This window comes from Alkalitalea saponilacus, from assembly GCF_900168165.1.
GTDB lineage: Bacteria > Bacteroidota > Bacteroidia > Bacteroidales > Marinilabiliaceae > Natronoflexus > Natronoflexus saponilacus.
On the sequence record NZ_FUYV01000012.1, the window covers coordinates 41,478 to 61,183 of the forward strand.

General features: G+C 38.0%; 18 protein-coding genes and 2 tRNA genes. 9 read left to right on the plus strand and 11 right to left on the minus strand.

What is annotated here, in order from left to right; genetic code table 11:
* Positions 1-37 precede the first annotated feature (37 nt).
* Positions 38-586: a DUF1599 domain-containing protein gene (locus B5X70_RS10560; protein WP_079557874.1), complete on the minus strand. Its 549-nt coding sequence runs from the start codon at positions 584-586 to the stop codon at positions 38-40.
* 144 nt (positions 587-730) lie between these two features.
* Between B5X70_RS10560 and folP the strand changes: the two genes are divergently transcribed.
* Genes folP through B5X70_RS10580 form a run of 4 tightly spaced genes read left to right on the plus strand, consistent with a single transcriptional unit; the run spans position 731 to position 4,603 of the window.
* Positions 731-1,621, plus strand: coding sequence for a dihydropteroate synthase (folP, locus tag B5X70_RS10565; protein ID WP_079557875.1), 891 nt, complete (start codon positions 731-733; stop codon positions 1,619-1,621).
* Between the two features lie 2 nt (positions 1,622-1,623).
* Entirely contained in the window at positions 1,624-2,391 is a 768-nt protein-coding gene (gene cdaA / locus B5X70_RS10570; protein WP_079557876.1) for a diadenylate cyclase CdaA, read from the plus strand.
* A 32-nt stretch (positions 2,392-2,423) separates the two neighbouring features.
* A complete protein-coding gene (locus B5X70_RS10575; protein WP_079557877.1) occupies positions 2,424-3,740 on the plus strand; it encodes a mechanosensitive ion channel family protein in 1,317 nt (438 codons plus the stop codon).
* A 2-nt stretch (positions 3,741-3,742) separates the two neighbouring features.
* The gene (locus B5X70_RS10580; RefSeq protein WP_079557878.1) at positions 3,743-4,603 is read left to right on the plus strand and encodes a TIGR01777 family oxidoreductase; all 861 of its coding nucleotides are present in this window, start codon (positions 3,743-3,745) and stop codon (positions 4,601-4,603) included.
* Between the two features lie 273 nt (positions 4,604-4,876).
* On the opposite strand, the gene xerD is transcribed toward B5X70_RS10580, so the two are convergent.
* The gene (gene xerD, locus B5X70_RS10590; RefSeq protein WP_079557880.1) at positions 4,877-5,776 is read right to left on the minus strand and encodes a site-specific tyrosine recombinase XerD; all 900 of its coding nucleotides are present in this window, start codon (positions 5,774-5,776) and stop codon (positions 4,877-4,879) included.
* A 407-nt stretch (positions 5,777-6,183) separates the two neighbouring features.
* Between xerD and aroQ the strand changes: the two genes are divergently transcribed.
* From aroQ to B5X70_RS10610, 4 genes are all read left to right on the plus strand, one after another.
* Complete coding sequence (gene aroQ, locus B5X70_RS10595) at positions 6,184-6,606, plus strand: type II 3-dehydroquinate dehydratase (RefSeq protein WP_079557881.1); 423 nt, start codon at positions 6,184-6,186, stop codon at positions 6,604-6,606.
* Positions 6,607-6,847: 241 nt separating this feature from the next.
* Positions 6,848-8,278: a pyruvate kinase gene (pyk, locus tag B5X70_RS10600; protein ID WP_079557962.1), complete on the plus strand. Its 1,431-nt coding sequence runs from the start codon at positions 6,848-6,850 to the stop codon at positions 8,276-8,278.
* A gap of 325 nt (positions 8,279-8,603) precedes the next feature.
* Positions 8,604-8,677, plus strand: a tRNA-Asp gene (locus tag B5X70_RS10605).
* Between the two features lie 28 nt (positions 8,678-8,705).
* Positions 8,706-8,779, plus strand: a tRNA-Asp gene (locus B5X70_RS10610).
* A gap of 66 nt (positions 8,780-8,845) precedes the next feature.
* Here B5X70_RS10610 and B5X70_RS10615 read toward each other — a convergent pair.
* The 3 genes from B5X70_RS10615 to B5X70_RS10625 are packed head-to-tail and all read right to left on the minus strand — an operon-like array spanning position 8,846 to position 10,878.
* On the minus strand, positions 8,846-9,397 hold the full coding sequence (locus B5X70_RS10615; RefSeq protein ID WP_079557882.1) for an RsmD family RNA methyltransferase: 552 nt from the start codon (positions 9,395-9,397) through the stop codon (positions 8,846-8,848).
* A complete protein-coding gene (locus B5X70_RS10620) occupies positions 9,388-10,233 on the minus strand; it encodes a DUF3822 family protein (protein ID WP_232468342.1) in 846 nt (281 codons plus the stop codon). The genes B5X70_RS10615 and B5X70_RS10620 overlap by 10 nt, the downstream gene beginning before the upstream one ends.
* 12 nt (positions 10,234-10,245) lie before the next feature.
* Complete coding sequence (locus B5X70_RS10625) at positions 10,246-10,878, minus strand: hypothetical protein (protein ID WP_079557884.1); 633 nt, start codon at positions 10,876-10,878, stop codon at positions 10,246-10,248.
* Between the two features lie 89 nt (positions 10,879-10,967).
* On the opposite strand from B5X70_RS10625, the gene B5X70_RS10630 reads away from it, so the two are divergent.
* On the plus strand, positions 10,968-12,386 hold the full coding sequence (locus B5X70_RS10630; RefSeq protein WP_079557885.1) for an ATP-dependent DNA helicase: 1,419 nt from the start codon (positions 10,968-10,970) through the stop codon (positions 12,384-12,386).
* A 129-nt stretch (positions 12,387-12,515) separates the two neighbouring features.
* Here the strand turns inward: B5X70_RS10630 and B5X70_RS10635 are convergent, their stop codons facing one another.
* The 6 genes from B5X70_RS10635 to B5X70_RS10660 all read right to left on the minus strand — a co-directional run bounded on the left by B5X70_RS10635 (position 12,516) and on the right by B5X70_RS10660 (position 19,434).
* Entirely contained in the window at positions 12,516-14,267 is a 1,752-nt protein-coding gene (locus tag B5X70_RS10635; RefSeq protein WP_079557963.1) for a phospho-sugar mutase, read from the minus strand.
* Positions 14,268-14,457: 190 nt separating this feature from the next.
* A complete protein-coding gene (rfbD, locus tag B5X70_RS10640) occupies positions 14,458-15,330 on the minus strand; it encodes a dTDP-4-dehydrorhamnose reductase (RefSeq protein WP_079557886.1) in 873 nt (290 codons plus the stop codon).
* A gap of 69 nt (positions 15,331-15,399) precedes the next feature.
* A complete protein-coding gene (gene rfbC, locus B5X70_RS10645; protein ID WP_079557887.1) occupies positions 15,400-15,963 on the minus strand; it encodes a dTDP-4-dehydrorhamnose 3,5-epimerase in 564 nt (187 codons plus the stop codon).
* 35 nt (positions 15,964-15,998) lie between these two features.
* Positions 15,999-16,892, minus strand: coding sequence for a glucose-1-phosphate thymidylyltransferase RfbA (gene rfbA / locus B5X70_RS10650; RefSeq protein WP_079557964.1), 894 nt, complete (start codon positions 16,890-16,892; stop codon positions 15,999-16,001).
* Between the two features lie 248 nt (positions 16,893-17,140).
* Positions 17,141-18,088, minus strand: a complete 948-nt coding sequence (locus B5X70_RS10655; protein ID WP_079557888.1) for a UDP-glucuronic acid decarboxylase family protein — start codon at positions 18,086-18,088, stop codon at positions 17,141-17,143.
* A gap of 17 nt (positions 18,089-18,105) precedes the next feature.
* On the minus strand, positions 18,106-19,434 hold the full coding sequence (locus B5X70_RS10660) for a UDP-glucose dehydrogenase family protein (protein WP_079557889.1): 1,329 nt from the start codon (positions 19,432-19,434) through the stop codon (positions 18,106-18,108).
* Between the last annotated feature and the right edge of the window lie 272 nt (positions 19,435-19,706).

A 19,706-nucleotide genomic window follows, 5' to 3' on the forward strand; every position in this document is an offset into this window, starting at 1 on the left:
TTATAATCATATTCTCTCTTTTTCTAAAATCTCATTTCTAGTTTTCCGGAAACTCCAGTTTGATAAGGGCAAAAACTGCATAGTTAATCATGTCCATGTAGTTGGCATCTATGCCTTCTGAAACCAGGGTTTGTCCTTTATTGTCCTCAATCTGTTTGGTGCGGTAGAGTTTCATCAGAATCAGGTCGCACAGCGAACTGATTCGCATGCTTCGCCACGCTTCATCGTAATCGTGATTTTTATTCTCCATCAAACTTTTTGCACTGTATAAATGCCTGGTGTAAAGCTCAAGGGTTTCATCCTGGTTCATGTCGGGATTATCGGAAACGCCTTTTTCCAGCTGAATCAATGCCATGACAGCATAATTAACAATACCAATGAACTCCGGCCTGATGCCTTCGTCCACCTTTGATATTCCCTTTACCTGCAAACTGCGAATGCGTTGAGCTTTAATAAAAATCTGGTCGGTTACCGATTCGGGGCGTAACACCCGCCAGGCAGTGCCGTAGTCGGTCATTTTTTTCTCAAAAACTTCACGACATATCTCTATAACATGTTCAAATTGCTGGTCTGTTGCTTGCGACATGGAATTTTATTGTAACCGTTTGGAAAAAAATATCTTTTCAACGGGTAAAAATACAAAAAATGACCGATTGGAAGTGAACGAATCCTCTTCTTTGTTTGAAATTATTGCTATTTTGTTTTCTTTTGTAAGAGATAACAACGATAAATGGATACCATATCAAAAAATATAACTGCACAGATTGAAACTGAATCTTTTCTAAAATGCAAAAGGTACATCAATTGTCGTGGACAATTGATGGATTTATCCACCCCGGCGGTGATGGGCATTTTAAATGCCACACCCGACTCTTTTTATTCTGGTAGTCGCTTCACTGGCGAGAAGGAGGTGTTACAAAGAGTAGAAGAGATTCTGTTACAGGGAGGAAAAATGGTGGACGTGGGTGCATATTCCTCCAGGCCGGGTGCAGAACATATTTCCGAAGAGGAGGAGATAAACAGGCTGATGCCTGTTTTGAAAAGTATTCGCCAAAAATTTCCGGACATCATCATCTCTGTGGACACTTTTCGGTCGGCGGTAGCTCGCAAAGCCATCATTGAAGGAGAAGCCGATATCATTAACGACATTGCGGGAGGGGAGATGGATGACCAAATGTTTGCCACCATCGCTTCCCTGAAAGTGCCATATATTTTGATGCACATGCAGGGAACTCCTCAAAACATGCAGCAGTCGCCAGTATATAAAGATGTAGTGGCCGATGTTTCGTTGTGGCTTGCGAAAAGGGTGGATGCACTGAGAACCATTGGAGTGGCCGATGTTATCATCGACCCCGGATTTGGCTTCGGAAAGACACTAAACCAGAACTACATCCTTTTAAATGCCTTGGAAGAATTGGCGCTTTTTGAACTGCCACTTTTGGTTGGTTTGTCCCGAAAATCGATGATATATCGCTACTTTGAAACCGATGCTGAAAGTGCCTTGAATGGCACTTCGGTGCTAAATACCATTGCACTGGGCAAGGGAGCTTCCATTCTGAGGGTTCACGATGTAAAAGAGGCTGTGGAATGTGTTAAATTGTTCACAAAACTGAAGCAATAGTTATGACCTTTCTGGATATCCGACTCATCGACATAATAGATATTGTACTGGTGGCTTACCTGATGTACCGCCTCTACAAGCTGATTAAAGGGACTGTTGCACTTAATATTTTCATTGGTATTTTTGCTTTTATTGTATTCTGGTTAATGATTAAGGCATTAAACATGCAATTATCATCTACCATTCTCGATAACTTTGTAAATGTGGGTGTGCTTGCAATCATCATTGTGTTTCAGCAGGAAATACGGCGATTTTTACTGCTTCTAGGTAGCCGGTATAATTTGGCAGGTTTCTCGTTCGATAACCTATTTGCCATGAAAACACCCGGCATGATGAGCATATACATAAAACCGGTGGTTCGCTCGTGCGAGGAGTTTGCCAAAACAAAAACAGGTGCATTAATTGTGATAACCAGAAAATCGGAACTGATTGATTTTGTGCAGACCGGGGAGTTGATTAACGCGGTTATTTCGCGTCAGTTGTTAAAGTCCATCTTTTTTAAAAATGCACCAATGCACGATGGTGCTGTAATCATCAGTCAGAGTAAAATAAAGGCTGCCGGATGCATTTTACCGGTTTCTCAAAATATGGATGTTCCCAAGCACATTGGTTTGAGGCATCGGGCGGCAATGGGAATTACCGAGTCAACGGATGCTACAGCCATTGTGGTTTCAGAAGAGACCGGACGAATTTCATTTTTTAGTGAGGGAAAGGGTAAGTACAATATTTCTGTAGAGGAGTTGGAAAAGTTGTTGGAAGAAAAAGTTTAAAGTGTGAATCAGGTTCTATTTAACCTCAAATTATGATAGATTCAGTATTACAGAACGAGGGTTGGTTGTTTCAGTTAACCGGAATTCAGTATCTTCAAATGGGTGGGGTTGCTGTTTTAACCATATTCTTATGGATGCTGTTCGGCCGCCTCATTAAAAAAGGAGAGGAGGAGGGCACTTCGGTTGCTTTATGGATAATTCGGTTGGTATTGTTGTTGCTGGCCTTTGTGGCAGTTCTTTACATTGCCGGTTTAACCATTGCTGAGTTTTTCTCTATGCCGGTTGTGATTTTATTTGATGAAGTTCCGGTTTCACCTATTTTGGTTGTTTCTGTACTTGCAGGAATTTACTTTTTAATATTTACCAATAATTTTTTGAAATCCTCGATAACACGATTCACTTCAAAGTTTAATATTGAATCAAAAGTAGGACGACAGGTTCATCGGTTCTTTATGATTTTCCTGTTTCTGGTTGTCGGAGGTATTTGGTTAAAATTTGCAGGCGAATTTTTAATTGACTTTTTTGGAGACCAACTCTTTTCATTTGGCGACATCAAAATTACTCCGGGAGTTCTGTTTTATGTAGTTCTGGTTTTGTATGGCATCGCTGTGGCATTGCGAATTGTGGAGGTTGTATACACGCGACAGGCACAGAAAAAAGGTTTGAGTTCCGGCCAATCAAAAAGTTTGTTTCAGATTTTAAAATATCTGATATGGCTGATAGCCGTGTTGCTGTTGCTTGATTCCATCGGTGTAAGCATCAATATGCTAATAGCCGGTTCAGCTGCCTTGTTGGTCGGTTTGGGGTTTGGTATCCAGGGCTTGTTCAATGACTTTGTTTCGGGACTGGTCATTCTCTTTGAGGGTATAATAAAGGCAGAAGATGTTGTTGAACTGGAGTCTGGTGTAGTTGGTAGGGTTTTGGAAGTAGGTTTACGTACGTCAAAAATCAGAACCCGGGATAACATTATCATGATTGTTCCCAACAACAAATTTGTAAGCGATAAAGTAATAAACTGGAGTTACAACGAACCACGCACCCGTTTTTCAGTTGATGTTGGTGTGGCTTATGGTTCGGATGTCAGGCTTGTTGAGAAACTCCTGTTAGAGGCTGCCAGAGAATGCGAAGATGTTATTCGTGATGATGAAACCATCGTTTTGTTTACTGATTTTGGAGATTCTTCTCTCGATTTCAGGCTTTTATTTTGGATTGATGATGTGTTTTTAGTAGAAAGAATACGGAGTAAATTGCGTTTTGCAATAGATGCAAAATTCAGGGAACATAACGTTACCATTCCTTTCCCTCAGCGGGATTTGCATTTAAAATCAGGGTTTGTTAAAGAAGTTTAGTTATGAGAATAGCAATATGTGGTATAAGCGGACTCATTGGCAACGCTGTTGCCAATGAGTTTCGTTCTGCGAACGATGAAGTCATTCCCATTTCAAGGAGCGACTTGTCCAAAGGAACCGAACATCTAAAGAACCTTCTTGAAGGAACTTCGGCAGTTGTTAATCTTGCCGGTGCACCCATTGCAAAGAGATGGACTAAGAAATGGAAAGAGGAAATTTATAGCAGCCGGGTAAATACCACACGTGCCATTGTTGAGGCAGTCAATCAAATGGAGAATCCTCCAAAGGAGTTTGTTTCAGCATCGGCAGTTGGTATATATGATACCATTTCGGTACATGATGAGTTTTCATTAAATTATGCAGGAGATTTTTTATCCAAAGTTTGTCAAAATTGGGAAGGTGAAGCTTTAAAATTGGATTCAAAACGGGTTAGACTAACCATTTTCAGATTGGGAGTGGTGCTTTCTAAAAAAGGCGGAGCTTTAAAACAAATGTTGTTACCGTTTAAACTTGGCCTTGGTGGACCCATAGGTTCAGGTGAACAATTTTTTCCATGGATTCATTTATCCGATGTTGTAAGAGCCGTTTCCGGTGCGGTTAAAATTCCCAAAGCTACAGGTATATATAATCTGGTTGCGCCTGAGATACTTAACAATCGTCAGTTTACCTCCACCTTGGCCAAAACTTTAAAAAGACCGGCCATTTTTCCCGTTCCGGTTTGGGGACTGAAACTTCTGTTTGGTGAAGGGGCATCTGCTCTTTCCGAAGGCCAGCAGGTGATTCCCCAACGGTTACTTGCTGATGGTTTTGATTTTTCATTTCCAACTTTAGAGCGTGCATTAAGAAAAGAGTTGAATAAGTAGAGTATGATGCACTTGTGCGAAGTAATGGTGCTTGTGTTTATGGTGCTGTTATTCGCTTGTTTTGGGAGTACTTCAGACAAATTATTAAAACAAACTTTGTTAATAAAACTCAAAATATGGTTATTATAAAAAAGGTTCCCAGAATGGGAACCTTTTTTAACATTTTCTATCCACAGATATTTTCTTCAATTTTTCAAATTAAATAAACCGAAAACTTATCTGTGTTACATTATCTATGGAAATCCTATTCGATATAATATAATAAATAATGCTCTAAGTTCTTGGATGATATTGTATAATGGTATTTTTTAAATATTCTTTGTCCAAATGCGTATAGATTTCAGTTGTTATAATTGACTCATGACCAAGCATCTCCTGTACCGCACGCAAATTTGCACCGCCATCGATCAAGTGTGTTGCAAATGAGTGACGGAATGTATGCGGACTGATGTTTTTCTCAAGATTCAATTTCCGGGTAATGTTTTTAATGATGGTAAATATCATTACCCTAGAGAGCTTCTTCCCTCTGCGATTAAGGAATAGTATGTCTTCATGCTCAGGATGAATCTTCAGATTGCGACGATATTCGCTGAGGTAAAGATTAATTTCCTTAATGGCTTTGGTGCTGATTGGCACCAAACGCTCTTTACTGCCTTTTCCTTCAATTTTGATGAATCCTGACTCGAAGAACAGGTTGGAAATCTTTAAATCAATTAGTTCAGATACCCTTAAACCACAGCTGTAAAGTGTTTCAAGGATTGCTTTATTACGCTGTCCTTCAGGTTTTTTGGTGTCAACTGTGTTAATAATGGTGTCAATTTCTTCAACAGAAAGAATTTCAGGCAGCTTTCTTCCTACTTTTGGAGCTTCGAGTAGTGCTGTGGGATCTTTTTCAACTTTTTCCTCAATGAGCAAAAATTTATAGAAAGATTTTATTCCGCTGATGATCCTTGCCTGAGTGCGTGGACTGATTCCTCTGCTGTTTATCCATTCCATCATCTCTTTAAGATGGCTCAGTGTGACTTTCTCCGGTTCTAATGAATAACCCTTGTCTTTTAAAAATTGAACCAACTTATATAGATCTGTGATGTAAGCATGAATAGAATTATCTGATAACCCCTTTTCTAATTTCAGATAATTTCTAAATGCACTAATTTCTGATTCCCAATTCATAATACAATTAAAATTTAATGAATATTTCCCGTTTGTTCGTAATATAGTGAATATAAAATTTGCACTGATTAATATTTTGCTAAAATTGCGAATTTTTTTTATGTAATTGCAAATAAAATTATTAAAAGTTTCATAATCATGAAGTTTTTTATTTGAAACAGTTATCTTAATTTTGCATTGCGAAAATATTTAAAATGTGTAATTTATCATTAGTGAATTTTATATCTACTTTAAATAACGTCATGTAATCCATTATTTATTGTGGATATTAATTCCAAATAATACTATATCATAATATGAGTACCTGTGCTACGGAAACAATGTAAAAACAAATTATAAACAGATGAAACGAGTCACGTGTCTTCGGGACGAGTTCCATGTGAACTTGAAAAATAAATTATAGAAACATGAAAATCCTGATAATTAATGGCCCCAATTTAAATCTATTGGGAAAAAGAGAACCCAGTATTTATGGTACCATGTCTTTTGATCAATACTTTGATTCTCTTAAGACTTTGTACCCTATTGTTGATTTATCTTATTTTCAATCTAACAGTGAGGGCGGTTTATTAGATTGTTTACATAAAGAAGGGTTTAATCAGGATGGAATTATTTTAAATGCGGGTGCTTATACCCATACATCTGTCGCTATTGCTGATGCAATAGCTGCTATAAATTCACCTGTAATTGAAGTCCATATCTCAAATGTATATAAACGGGAAACCTTTAGGCACCATTCTTTTTTATCGCCTGTAGTAAAGGGCGTTATAGCAGGATTCGGAATGGAATCCTATCGTTTGGCTTTGGAAGCGTTCATTAATCAGGATTAAATTATGCCACATGTCTAATTTACAATTATTTAATTATTTTTATTTGTTTCAGAGGAACATACATACAGAATAATCCTTAAAATTGAAGCTTGAAAACTCTGACATCAAATCCTCAGATTTATTGGAGTTTTTATATTGGAAATCAGATCATTAACTATATATGATGATGTCATTTTCAATTAGTTGCATTTAATCACAGAGTCGCATAACAGAACAATAATAAGATACGATGAATTTACAAATGACCAAACACACAAAGATTGTTGCCACAATATCTGATCAACGATGTGAAGTGGATTTTATCAAACAGTTGTATAAAGCCGGAATGAATGTTGTACGGATGAATACAGCTCACTTAGACTATGAAGGGCTGACCCGGATCATCGCAAACGTTCGTCAGGTTTCAGAGAAAATTGCTATTTTAATTGACACCAAAGGACCTGAGATCAGAACGACTAAAAGTCAGGCACCAATTGAATTACAAACCGGCGATACCATATTGATTAACGGAAATCCCGATAAAGAAACCACACCTGAATGCATCAATGTTTCATATAAGAATATTGTTGAAGATGTTGCGGTTGGAAGTCACATTTTGATTGATGATGGAGAAATTGATTTAATTGTTGTGGATTCCTCTGAAAACGGCTTGGTTTGTGAAGTCTTGAATAATGGAACGCTTGGAAGTCGTAAAAGTATAAACGTTCCAGGTGTTAGAATCAGTTTACCATCATTAACAGAAAGAGACCTTGATTTCATCAATTACGCTATTGAGAATGAAATTGATTTTATTGCTCACTCATTTGTTCGCAATGCCGAGGATGTTAAAGAAATTCAGAAAATACTTGATGCGCAGGATAGCCCGGTGAAAATCATTGCTAAAATTGAAAATCAGGAAGGTGTTGAAAACATCGATGAAATTTTGGATAATGTGTACGGTGTTATGGTGGCCAGGGGCGACCTTGGTATTGAGATTCCTCAGGAAAAAATTCCATTGGTACAACGCCAGTTAATTCGTAAGTGCGTAGAAGCCAAAAAGCCTGTAATTGTGGCAACCCAGATGCTTCACAGCATGATTTCAAATCCTCGTCCAACCCGTGCAGAGGTTACCGATGTCGCTAATGCGATTTATTATCGTACCGATGCAATCATGCTCAGCGGAGAAACTGCATACGGTAAATATCCTGTTGAAGCAGTTCGAACCATGTCTAAAATTGCAGCAGAAGTAGAGGCTGCAAAAGACTCAAGAAACGATATCCCGGTTGACTTGGTAAAACACGACATCACAGCTTACTTATGTGATACAGCCGTTAAAGCAGCCAAAGAATTGCCCATTAAAGCGGTAATGAATGATAGCTTGACTGGTAAAACAGCACGATATCTTGCTGCTTTTAGAGGCAATATGCCTGTTGTGGCATTATGCTATAATAAGAGAGTAGGGAGGGAGTTGGCTCTATCATACGGAGTATTCCCGCGTTTAACCGAAGCTGGTAGTTCCAAGACGGAAATTATGCATAATACACTTGTAAAACTTCAAAAGAAGAATATTCTCGATAACGATGATCTGATTGCTTATCTTGGCGGAAGTTTTGGAATAGGCGGAGGTACCACATACCTTGAGATCATTACCGTTGATGGATTACTGAATAAAATTGACAGGTACGTAGACTAATTAACAGACATATTTTTTACTGAAAAGCGACACAGGTAATGCCTTTGTCGCTTTTTTTGATTTACAACCTAGGCATCCAAGAAAACAAGAATTAATCCAAAGCAAAAACCCTCGAATTCCTTTTCATATCGACCAAAGGGAGCTATTTCGAAAGTTTTACCGAACATTAATGATTTTCAATATGAAATTTTGTCACTGATTTCCATATAACTGCATGTTTCAGGGTAAAAAAATAACATAAAACAGAGTCCTGATTATTGCATAAATAAAAAGAACCATTATCTTTGCAACGCCTTTAAAAGAAAGGGCAACAACAAATCTTTCTGGTCTGGTAGTTCAGTTGGTTAGAATATCGGCCTGTCACGCCGAGGGTCGCGGGTTCGAGTCCCGTCCAGACCGCTTTAAATAATTACAGAATAGATTTGTTGGTCTGGTAGTTCAGTTGGTTAGAATATCGGCCTGTCACGCCGAGGGTCGCGGGTTCGAGTCCCGTCCAGACCGCAAAAAAAGGATAATCATTTTTGATTATCCTTTTTTTGTATCATTATCACGGTTGATTCGTTAGAACTATTCTTCAGGCTTGTTACCAAAAAATGAAAAACAAACTTTTCCGTATTTTCTCTGCTGATTAAAATTTGCAAAATCAGAAAAATTCTTGTCGGGACCATGTTCAAGAATAAATATTCCGTCAGTTTTTAACAAATTTCTATCCAGTACGGCTGGAACGATTTTCTCGAATTCCTTAAGATCAAAAGGAGGGTCTGCAAAAATAATGTCATACTGTTGATCTGACACATGATCCAGATAAGTGAAAACATCAGTTTTCACTGGTTTTATGACCTCATTTAATTCCAGCTCATCAATACATTTTCGTATAAAACTGTAATGGTGGTAGTTCTTCTCAACAAGCGTAACTGAATTTGCCCCTCTGGAAGCAAATTCAAATGAGATGGCACCGGTTCCGGAAAAGAGATCCAGAATATCAACAGATTCAAAATCTATGATGTTGGCCAAAATGTTGAATAAACTTTCTCGCGCCGTATCGGTTGTTGGACGTGCGCGAAAATTTTTCGGTGGAGAAAACCGCCTACCTTTTAGGTAACCACTGACTATACGCATACCGGTAAACTTAGCAGGTTGTAAAATGGTTGGTTGTTAATCTCTCGGAACATATGGCTGTATTGAAAATGATGTGGAATGGATACCTGCTTTACTTTTCTGATGTATCTTCTCAAATGCCTGATCATTTCTTCTCCATTGGTATGGTAGCCGCTTATGAGAATTTCTGTATCAGCAGGCTGAAGTTTCAGTTGTTCAAAAACAAACAGCGTGAAATATATGAAATCATTTTCTGTTTTTATGCTGTATGAATTACAGAGTTTGAGGTTATTGTTTTTAAAGGCGAACAAATCAAAGTAATTATTAGCCAGATTAATAAACAGTAAGGTTTTTTCTCTTCCACTTATATTTATTGCCAGATTACTCTCAATAACAGGAGTGTATTGATGAAAAAACAAGGGGTCTAGGAATTGACGAATCAATAATTCATGAATAGCATTAGGAACGGCAAAAACATTGTAAGCATCTGCCATTTTAATTTTATTATAAAAAACCAGATGATCTTCAGGTATTTGATGGCAAAATTTCAGCCATTGTTCCTTTTTTGATTGCTCGAAAAGTGCTGAGGGTACCAGTGTCGACTTGTTCGTTGGCATCAAGACCAGAGTCTTTTTATAAGGTAGATTCAGTTTTTCATTTCTTAGAAAACTCTCTTCCACTTGTTGACTTAATGGTAAGGATTTGTCAAATTGTATGTGTTGAAACTGAATATATTTATTTCGCACCGGATCAAGGGTGCAAAAAGAAAATCCATCCAGAGAAATCTGGATGGATAAAAAATATGATGACGTAACACCAGGGTCAAACGTATCGTCAACAACTGAAAAGTTTGTCATGATACATGTAGTTTATTCCCAGTTACCGGCACTGTTGTTTGCTTCTTCTAAAGAACCAACTCGAAGTCCGGGATAGCGTTCAAGCTCTCTTAGTCTGTGGTTAATATTTATTACTTCCTGTCTGTTCAATCCTTTTGTGAATACGTTGTTGTGAACCTTTGCTTCAAACACAGGAACATCAACACCCGATGCTGTTTCTAGTATGGTAGCACCCAATTCAAACTCCGTACCAGGGGCATAAGGTACATACCGAATAGAGTCAACAATCCAGGGCTTTCTTCTGAAAAGTGAGTCTCTCACGCTGACTCTAAGTGTATCACGCGTAATAAGTCCCATTTCTAGAGCAATTCTATCTGTAATTCCTGCTTCAAGCATACTGTCTGTTATCATCCCCTCCATTCTTACAAGTGCAAGAGAATCGTTTGCAATGAAGTTAATAAGCGTATCAAAACTACCAGTGAATTCTCTGTGTATGGATCTGTATGCAAGTTGTGCGGTTCTGATATCTCTTAGACGGTCAATCACCTTATCACGTCTTTCGTTAAACTCTCTGTCAAAGCGCACTGGTCGTTGAATGCTTTCATAGCACATGTAGCCTAAAACGATTATGGCAATACTTAATACAATTTGAAAAGCTGTTTTCATTATCTTTATGGTTTTCGTTTTTGAAAGTTTCCACAAATTTATAAAAAAAAATCAATCCTGATTTTTATAAATGAATAATTCCGATAAAAATGGTTAAAGAACATATTTTAAACAGAATATCCGATATTTTTAAACATAACCCAACACCATCCCAAAAAAATGCAATTGATGCGTTGGCATCATTTATGGTTTCTGCAAAAAGCATGCCTTTACAACTCATAAAAGGCTATGCCGGAACAGGAAAAACCTCACTGATAAGTTCTTTTGTAAATGTCCTTGGCGAAATTGGGATAAAATGTGTTCTTTTGGCGCCTACAGGTCGTGCTGCAAAAGTTTTATCCAATAGTGCCGGACAGCCGGCATTCACCATTCATAAACAAATATACAGACAAAAATCTTCTAAAGATGGCTTTGGAGGATTTTTGCTTGGTAAAAATCTTCTTAAAGATACTGTTTTTATTGTAGATGAAGCATCAATGATTGCCAATAATTCCTCAAGCGGAGCTGTTTTTGGAAGTGGCCGCTTGCTCGATGATCTCATTCAGTATGTTTACGAGGCTGAGAATTGCCGCATGGTTCTGATTGGAGATTCAGCGCAGTTGCCTCCGGTTGGACTGGATGTAAGTCCGGCTTTGGATGCAGGCGAATTGGAAGCGTATGGTTTAGATATGAATGAGGTGGAACTTACGGATGTGGTTAGGCAAACTGAATTGAGTCACATTTTGCAGAATGCGACTTATTTGCGTGAGCTTTTGATGAATAATCTGTGCGATGATTATCCTAAACTTGAGATAGTAAAAGGTGGTGATGTAAAAAACATAACCGGAGCAGAGCTTCAGGGAGAAATTAATCATTGCTATGAGCAATTTGGTGAAGAAGAAACATTGATTGTTTGTCGCACAAATAAAAGAGCTAATCAATACAACATAGGTATCCGAAACAGCATACTGTTTCGGGAGGATGAGCTATCAACGGGAGACTATATCCTTGTAATGAAGAATAATTATCATTGGGTTAAAGAAGATGATAAAGTTGGTTTTATTGCCAATGGAGACATTGCTCGCGTTGTTCGAATCAAAAAGCATTATGAGTTATATGGCTACCGCTTTGCCGATGTTGTTTGTGAATTAGTTGATTACAGAGCTGTTGAAATTGATGTTCGCATAATACTTGACAGCATATCTTCCGATGGAGCCGGATTTTCGCATGAGCAACAGGAAAAGTTTCTTTCTACCGTAATGGAAGATTATGCCGATGTTTCTCCCGGGCGTAAGAAGTTTGAGTTGGCACGTGAAAATGATTTTTATAATGCACTCCAAATAAAGTTTGCCTATGCCATGACTTGCCATAAAGCACAGGGTGGTCAATGGAAAGCTGTTTTTATTGATCTCGGATATTTCACGGAAGAGTATCTGGGACGAGAATTAATAAGGTGGTTATATACGGCTGTTACAAGAGCAACAGAGCGGTTGTATCTTGTTAATTTTCCAAAAGAGTTTTTGAAATAGCTCTTTTTGAATGGGATTATAGCCATGGATTGAAAAAAGCACACAAGTCTTTATGTATACATATTGACTTTGTGTGCTTTAATGAAACCTGTATGGTATTAGTTCTTGGATTTCTGTCGAAAACCAATTTTAGTCAAGCTTTAAATCTTTAATAATTAGATCAATCTTTTTGTTTGCTTCAGCAGTGGCCATTTCAAATTGATCGCGGTTTTTCATAGCTCCCTGTACCTCAAAATAGAACTTGATCTTTGGCTCGGTTCCTGACGGACGTACAGAGATTTTAGATCCATCTTCGGTGAAAAACTGAAGAACGTCTGAATTGGCAGGCATTTCAAGAGAGTGGGTTTCACCAGTGTTGGGATTTTTGGATACCAGTGTCAGGTAATCTTTTATCAGGTTCACTTTTGACCCTCCCAATGTTTTTGGAGGATTATTGCGGAATCTTTCCATCATGGCTGTAATTTCATCTGCTCCCGACTTTCCTTTTCTAACAATGGACAAAAGTCTTTCATAAGAGAATCCATGATCGATATAAATATCCTTAAGCAATTCAAACAGTGTTTTGCCATTTTCCTTAGCCCAGGCAGCCACTTCAGCAATCATACATATGGCTCCAACCGCATCTTTATCACGAACATAATCGCCCGGCAAAAATCCGTAACTCTCTTCTCCTCCGCAGATATATTTTTTCGTGCCTTCCAGATCTCGTATAATAGCAGCAATCCATTTGAAACCGGTAAAAGCATCAAAACACTCCACATTAAAATCGTCGGCAATTTTTTTGATTAGCTCCGAGGTGACAATGGTTTTAACGGTAAACTCCTTTCCAGTTAACAGACCACGTTCTTTCCACTGACTGATCATATACCAGGTAAGCAATAATGCTGTCTGATTTCCATTTACGAGGATGAACTCATTTTTATCATTTCTGATGGCAATTCCTAAACGATCACCGTCCGGATCGGAGGCTGCAACCAATTCGGCATCTGTTTCAATGGCCTTCTCAATGGCCATTTTCAATGCTTCAGGTTCTTCGGGGTTTGGTGAAATTACCGTTGGAAAATCTCCGCTAACAACATCTTGTTCCGGAACATTGATGATGTTTTCAAATCCAAACTTCCTGAGCGCCTGAGGAACTATTTTTACTGTTGTTCCGTGAATGGGAGAGTAGACAATTTTTAAATCTTTCTGTTTTTGAATGATTTCAGGATTCAAAGATATTTTACTCACCTCTTCAATGAACAGATTGTCCATCTCTTCACCAAGAATTCTGATTTTGTCGGCATTACCTTCAAATTTAATATGCTCAACAGAGGTAATTTTATTTACTTCATCAATGATGTTTTTATCGTGCGGAGCAATGATTTGAGCACCATCATTCCAATAAGCTTTGTATCCGTTATATTCCTTGGGATTGTGAGATGCGGTCAAAATGACTCCACTCTGACAGTTTAACTTTCTGATGGTGTAGGAAATCTCAGGTGTAGGTCTAAGATCCTCGAACAAGTATGCTATGATGTTGTTGGCAGCGAATACTCCGGCCACAATCTCTGCAAAATACCTGCTGTTATTTCGGCAGTCGTGGCCAATGGCCACTTTCAGTTCCGGGAGGTGTGCAAATTCCCGGTTCAGATAGTTGGCCAACCCTTGCGTAGCAGCTCCAATGGTGTATTTGTTTACCCTGTTAGAACCGGCACCCATAATTCCACGTAATCCACCGGTTCCAAATTCTAAACTCTTATAGAAGGAATCAATTAATTCTGTGTTATCAGGGTTGGATAACATTCTTTTTACTTCATTTTTTGTCTCTTCATCGTATGCGCCATCAAGCCATTTTTGAGCTTCGGCTTTTACTGTATCTAACAAGTTATTGTTTCCCATTTTTTTCATAATTTAGTTTCACTTCAAATTTAACAATTAAATGGTAAATTGAAATGTTTGTCTGAGGATGGTACGTTAATCTTTCTTAATAATTCACTGAACAAAATGATATTCTGTCAAATAAAAGTTTGAAGAAACCAAAAGTAATATCATTTTTCAATAAGCTTTTCAATAAGCTGATAATTCCTATTTATGAATGAATGATGTTATTCAGACAAGCCTTCAAACTATCTATCCAATACGGTATTTCAATATCAAAATCCTTTCGGATTTTTGATTTATCCATAACTGAGAAGGCAGGACGCTTTGCTGCAGTCGGAAACTCTTCTGAACGAACAGGTAGCACCTTGCAATCAATACCCGTAATTGAGAAAATCATTTTTGCAAAATCATACCAACTACAAACCCCTTCGTTGGAGTAGTGGTAAATGCCTGAATTAAAACTATTTGGGTTGCTTGATATCAGCTGAAGCATTTTAATGATGGTGTCAGCCAGATCCCCGGCATAGGTTGGCGTACCAATCTGATCGAACACAACTCGGAGTTCATCACGTTCCCATCCCAGTCTCAGCATGGTTTTTACGAAATTATGACCAAATTCTGAATATAACCAGGAGGTACGAATGACCAAACTTTTAGAATTTTCGTAGAGAACATTTCTTTCACCTTGCAGTTTGGTTTTTCCGTAAACAGATGTGGGGTTAACATCCATTTCCGGTGTTAAAGGCAGATTGGATGTACCATCAAAAACATAATCGGTTGATACGTGAATGATGCCGGCATTTTTTTCGGCAGCACATGAAGCCATCCATCCAGGTGCCAGTGCGTTGATTGTATGAGCCGTCTCCATATCCGTTTCAGCTTTATCAACAGCCGTATATGCAGCGCAATTAATCAGGATATCAAAATCATGAATTTTGAGAAAATCATTAATGCACTTCTCGCTGCTGATGTCTAATTGCTCTTGCCTGGTAATGGTAACGGATTTAAATCCGGCACCGGAAACTCTTTGTTCAAGAGAACTCCCTAATTGCCCTTCACCGCCAACTATAAGTACTTGCATTTTAATTTGTATACAGAAATTTGTCCTCTATGTTAATTTACAAAGCAGAAAAACCAGTCAGGTTTTAGGTTAATCCTCTTTAAAAAAGAAATTCTTCTCTGCCTCTTTAAATGAAGGCAGTACTTCATCTTTTGGGGAAACTATTGCCTGATCCACCGGTATTTTCCAATCAATTCCAAGTTCAGGATCATTAAAGTTTATACCCCTTTCGGCTTCGTGATTGTAAAAATTATCACATTTATAATAAAACACACAATGATCACTTAAAACGCTCAACCCATGAGCAAAACCACGGGGAATATAGAATTGAAGCTTGTTTTCAGCAGATAATTCAATGGCGTAATGTTGCCCGTAAGTGGGTGAATTTTCTCGTAAATCAACCGCCACATCCAGAACTTTCCCATGCAAAACTTGTACAAGTTTTGCCTGTGCAAATGGCGAAAGCTGATAATGTAACCCTCTTACAGCATTTTTCGATGAATAGGACACATTATCCTGGATGTAATTGGTTTTAAGGTCATTTTCCTGATAGCTTTTTTGATTGAATAACTCAAAAAAACAACCTCTGCTGTCCCCAAATATCTTGGGTTCAATGATTAATAATCCCGGAATTTCAGTTTTTGTAATTTTCATATTGTTTTACCCACGTATATGTTTAATTGGAAATATTAAAGTTCATCTTTTATTTCCTGAATGTCTTCTGCTGCAATCTTTTTCAGATACTGGCCATATTCATTTTTCTCCAGAGGTTTGGCCAATTCCAGAAGGCTTTTTTTGTCAATCCACCCTTTTTTATAGGCAATTTCTTCAATACAGGCAATTTTTAATCCCTGACGCTTCTCAATGGTTGAAATAAAGTTTGATGCTTGCAATAAACTGTCATGCGTTCCTGTATCCAACCAGGCCATTCCTCGTCCCAATAGTTTTACATGCAGTTTTTCTTCGTTGAGGTATAACCTGTTTAAGTCTGTTATTTCCAGTTCGCCACGTTTACTTGGTTTTAGGGTTTTCGCTTTAGAAACCACATCCGAACCATAAAAATAGAGTCCGGTAACGGCAAAGTTTGATTTTGGTTTTTCCGGTTTTTCTTCAATACTCAGAACTTTTCCGGATTTGTCAAACTCTGCAACGCCGTACCTTTCCGGATCGTTTACATAGTATCCAAATACCAACGCGCCATCTTTAAGTTTATTGGCTTCCCTTAAAATCTTCCCAAATTCAAAACCGTAAAAAATATTATCTCCCAAAATCAGACAGACCGGATCATCTCCTATAAATTCTTCTCCAATGAGAAAAGCTTGTGCCAGACCATCCGGGGATGGCTGATCAGCATAGGAAAGTGATAATCCCATATTGGCGCCATCGCCAAAAAGACGCTTGTAAAGTGGCAAATCTTCCGGAGTGGAAATAATCAGCACTTCTCTAATGCCTGAAAGCATAAGAACCGAAAGGGGATAATATATCATCGGTTTATCGTAAACCGGGATAATTTGTTTTGAGATACTTCTTGTTGCAGGATACAGTCTGGTTCCTGATCCGCCTGCTAGAATAATTCCCTTCATCATAATTCTTTGGTTTTGGTTAAAATTGTTATAAAACAAACAATTGCTATGATATCAGTTGATTTAATTAAAAAGGTTTTTAGATATAAAATATATAGACCGATAGACAAGATTATAATCCCAAACCGTCGGGACACATATTACTAATTATCTTTATTATGCTATTCTACCTGTCTTGGCATCTATAAATTTCTTTAGAAACAAAATTTAAGCAGTTTCATAATCTTACTCAAACTAACTCCCGGTTTTCAAGATTCCATCAATAAGAGTTTGTCAAAATATGCAACCGTTTTTTCTAATCCTTCACGTAATTGAATAACAGGTTTCCAGTTGTTTAGTTCTCTACCTGCAAGAGAAATGTCCGGTTGCCTTTGGGTTGGGTCATCTTCAGGAAGTGGCAAATATTTGATGGTTGATTTTGATCCGGTGATGTCAATGATCTCGTTAGCCAGCTGAATCATTGAGAATTCATTTGGGTTTCCAAGGTTCACAGGCCCTGTAAAGGATTTATCACTCTTCATCATGCGAATCATACCTTCCAAGAGATCATCCACATACTGAAAACTTCGGGTTTGTGATCCATCTCCGAATATGGTGATGGACTCACCCTTTAAAGCCTGCACAATAAAATTGGAGACTACCCTTCCGTCGTTGGGATGCATGCGGGGACCGTAGGTGTTAAATATCCTAACAATTTTAATATCAACATTGTTTTGCCGGTGATAATTCAGAAACAGACTTTCAGCGCACCTTTTCCCTTCATCATAACAAGATCGAACGCCAATTGGATTTACATTGCCCCAGTATGATTCTGGTTGGGGATGTTCCAGTGGATCTCCATAAACCTCACTGGTTGATGCCTGAAGAATTCTTGCTTTTATGCGTTTGGCAAGTCCCAGCATATTAATGGCACCCATCACCGATGTCTTTATGGTTTTGATGGGATTGTATTGGTAATGAACAGGAGAGGCAGGACATGCCAGGTTGTAAATTTCATCCACCTCTACATAATATGGATGAGTTACATCATGTCTGATCAGTTCAAAATAAGGATTATCCAGAAGATGAACAATGTTGGATTTGCTCCCTGTAAAATAATTGTCCAGACAAATCACTTCATTGCCTTCTTTTAAAAGACGTTCGCACAAATGAGAGCCGATAAATCCGGCTCCTCCGGTTATTAAAATTCTTCTCACCAGGATTTTATTTTAATTTATTCTCTGATTGACTTTCGGCCAATTCCATAATAGTCAAAACCGTTCTCATTAATTTCTTGCGGATCATAAATGTTACGACCGTCAAATATTACCTTATTCTTCATCAGTTTTTCCATCACCTTAAAATTAGGCATCCTGAATTCAGGCCATTCGGTAACCAGCAAGAGTGCATCGGCTTCGATTAAAACATCGTATGGATCTTTTCCATAGGTGATTTCATCACCAAAAATGGATTGAGCCTCATGGGTTGCTACAGGATCGTATGCGTGTACCTTAGCACCGGCATCCAACAGATGACGAATGATAACTCGTGAAGGAGCTTCACGCATGTCATCAGTATTTGGTTTGAATGCTAACCCCCAAATGGCAAAGGTTTTACCCTTTAGATCATCTTTGAAATGATTTTTAACCTTATTAACCAGCACTTTCTTCTGATCGTCGTTGATGGCTTCAACTGCCTGAAGCAGTCGCAATGGGTAGTTGTTTTTCTCTGCAGTTTTTATGATGGCTTTAACATCTTTGGGAAAACAGCTGCCACCATAACCTGCCCCGGCATATATGAACTTATTTCCAATTCGTGAATCGGTTCCAATACCTTTGCGTACCATATTGATGTCAGCACCAACCAATTCACATAAATTGGCAATATCGTTGATGAAACTGATTTTTGTCGCCAGCATAGCATTGGCTGCATATTTGGTCAGCTCGGCCGAAGGAATATCCATAAACAAAATCGGATGGTTATTAAGCACAAAAGGCTTGTAAAGCCTGCTCATGATGGTTTGTGCTTTTTCATTCTCAACACCAACAACAATGCGGTCAGGTTTCAAGAAATCTTCAATGGCGTTTCCTTCTTTTAAAAACTCAGGATTGGAAGCCACATCAAAAGGAATTTGAGCACCTCGTTTCTCAAGTTCATCTCTAATGGCAGCTTTAACCTTAACTGAAGTACCTATTGGTACTGTGCTTTTTGTTACCACAACCAAATGGTGGGTCATGTTTTTTCCGATCTCTCTGGCAACGTTCAGCACATGGCTTAGGTCTGCACTACCGTCTTCGCCGGGAGGAGTACCAACGGCAATAAATACAACATCTGTTTGGTCAATGCTTTCTTTTAAACTTGTGGTGAATGAAATCCTTTGTTTTTCCAGGTTCTTTTTTACTAATGTTTCCAAACCCGGTTCGTATATAGGAATAATTGCCTGTTTCAGGTTTTTGATCTTATTCTCATCAATATCAACACATGTTACGTTGATACCTGTTTCTGCGAAACAGGTTCCGGTTACTAAGCCAACATAACCTGTTCCTACAATGGAAATCTTCATTTGATCTTATTTTTAATTAGTTATTGGGGGTTTAAACAGTGTTTATTTCTTTTTAATCAAGATTGAAATTTTCCCAAAAATAGCCATTTTTCAAAGAGCATGAAATTAAAATTTAGAATTTTATCTTTAATTATTTGTTAAATAGGTGTAAAACCATAAGGTTTTACACAATTTAATGAATTTAACAGCAGATTTTTAATGAAACTAATATGTAAATCAAAGGAAAAGTGGTATTTTTGCAGCAATTTTGATAAATAACATATTGTCTAACC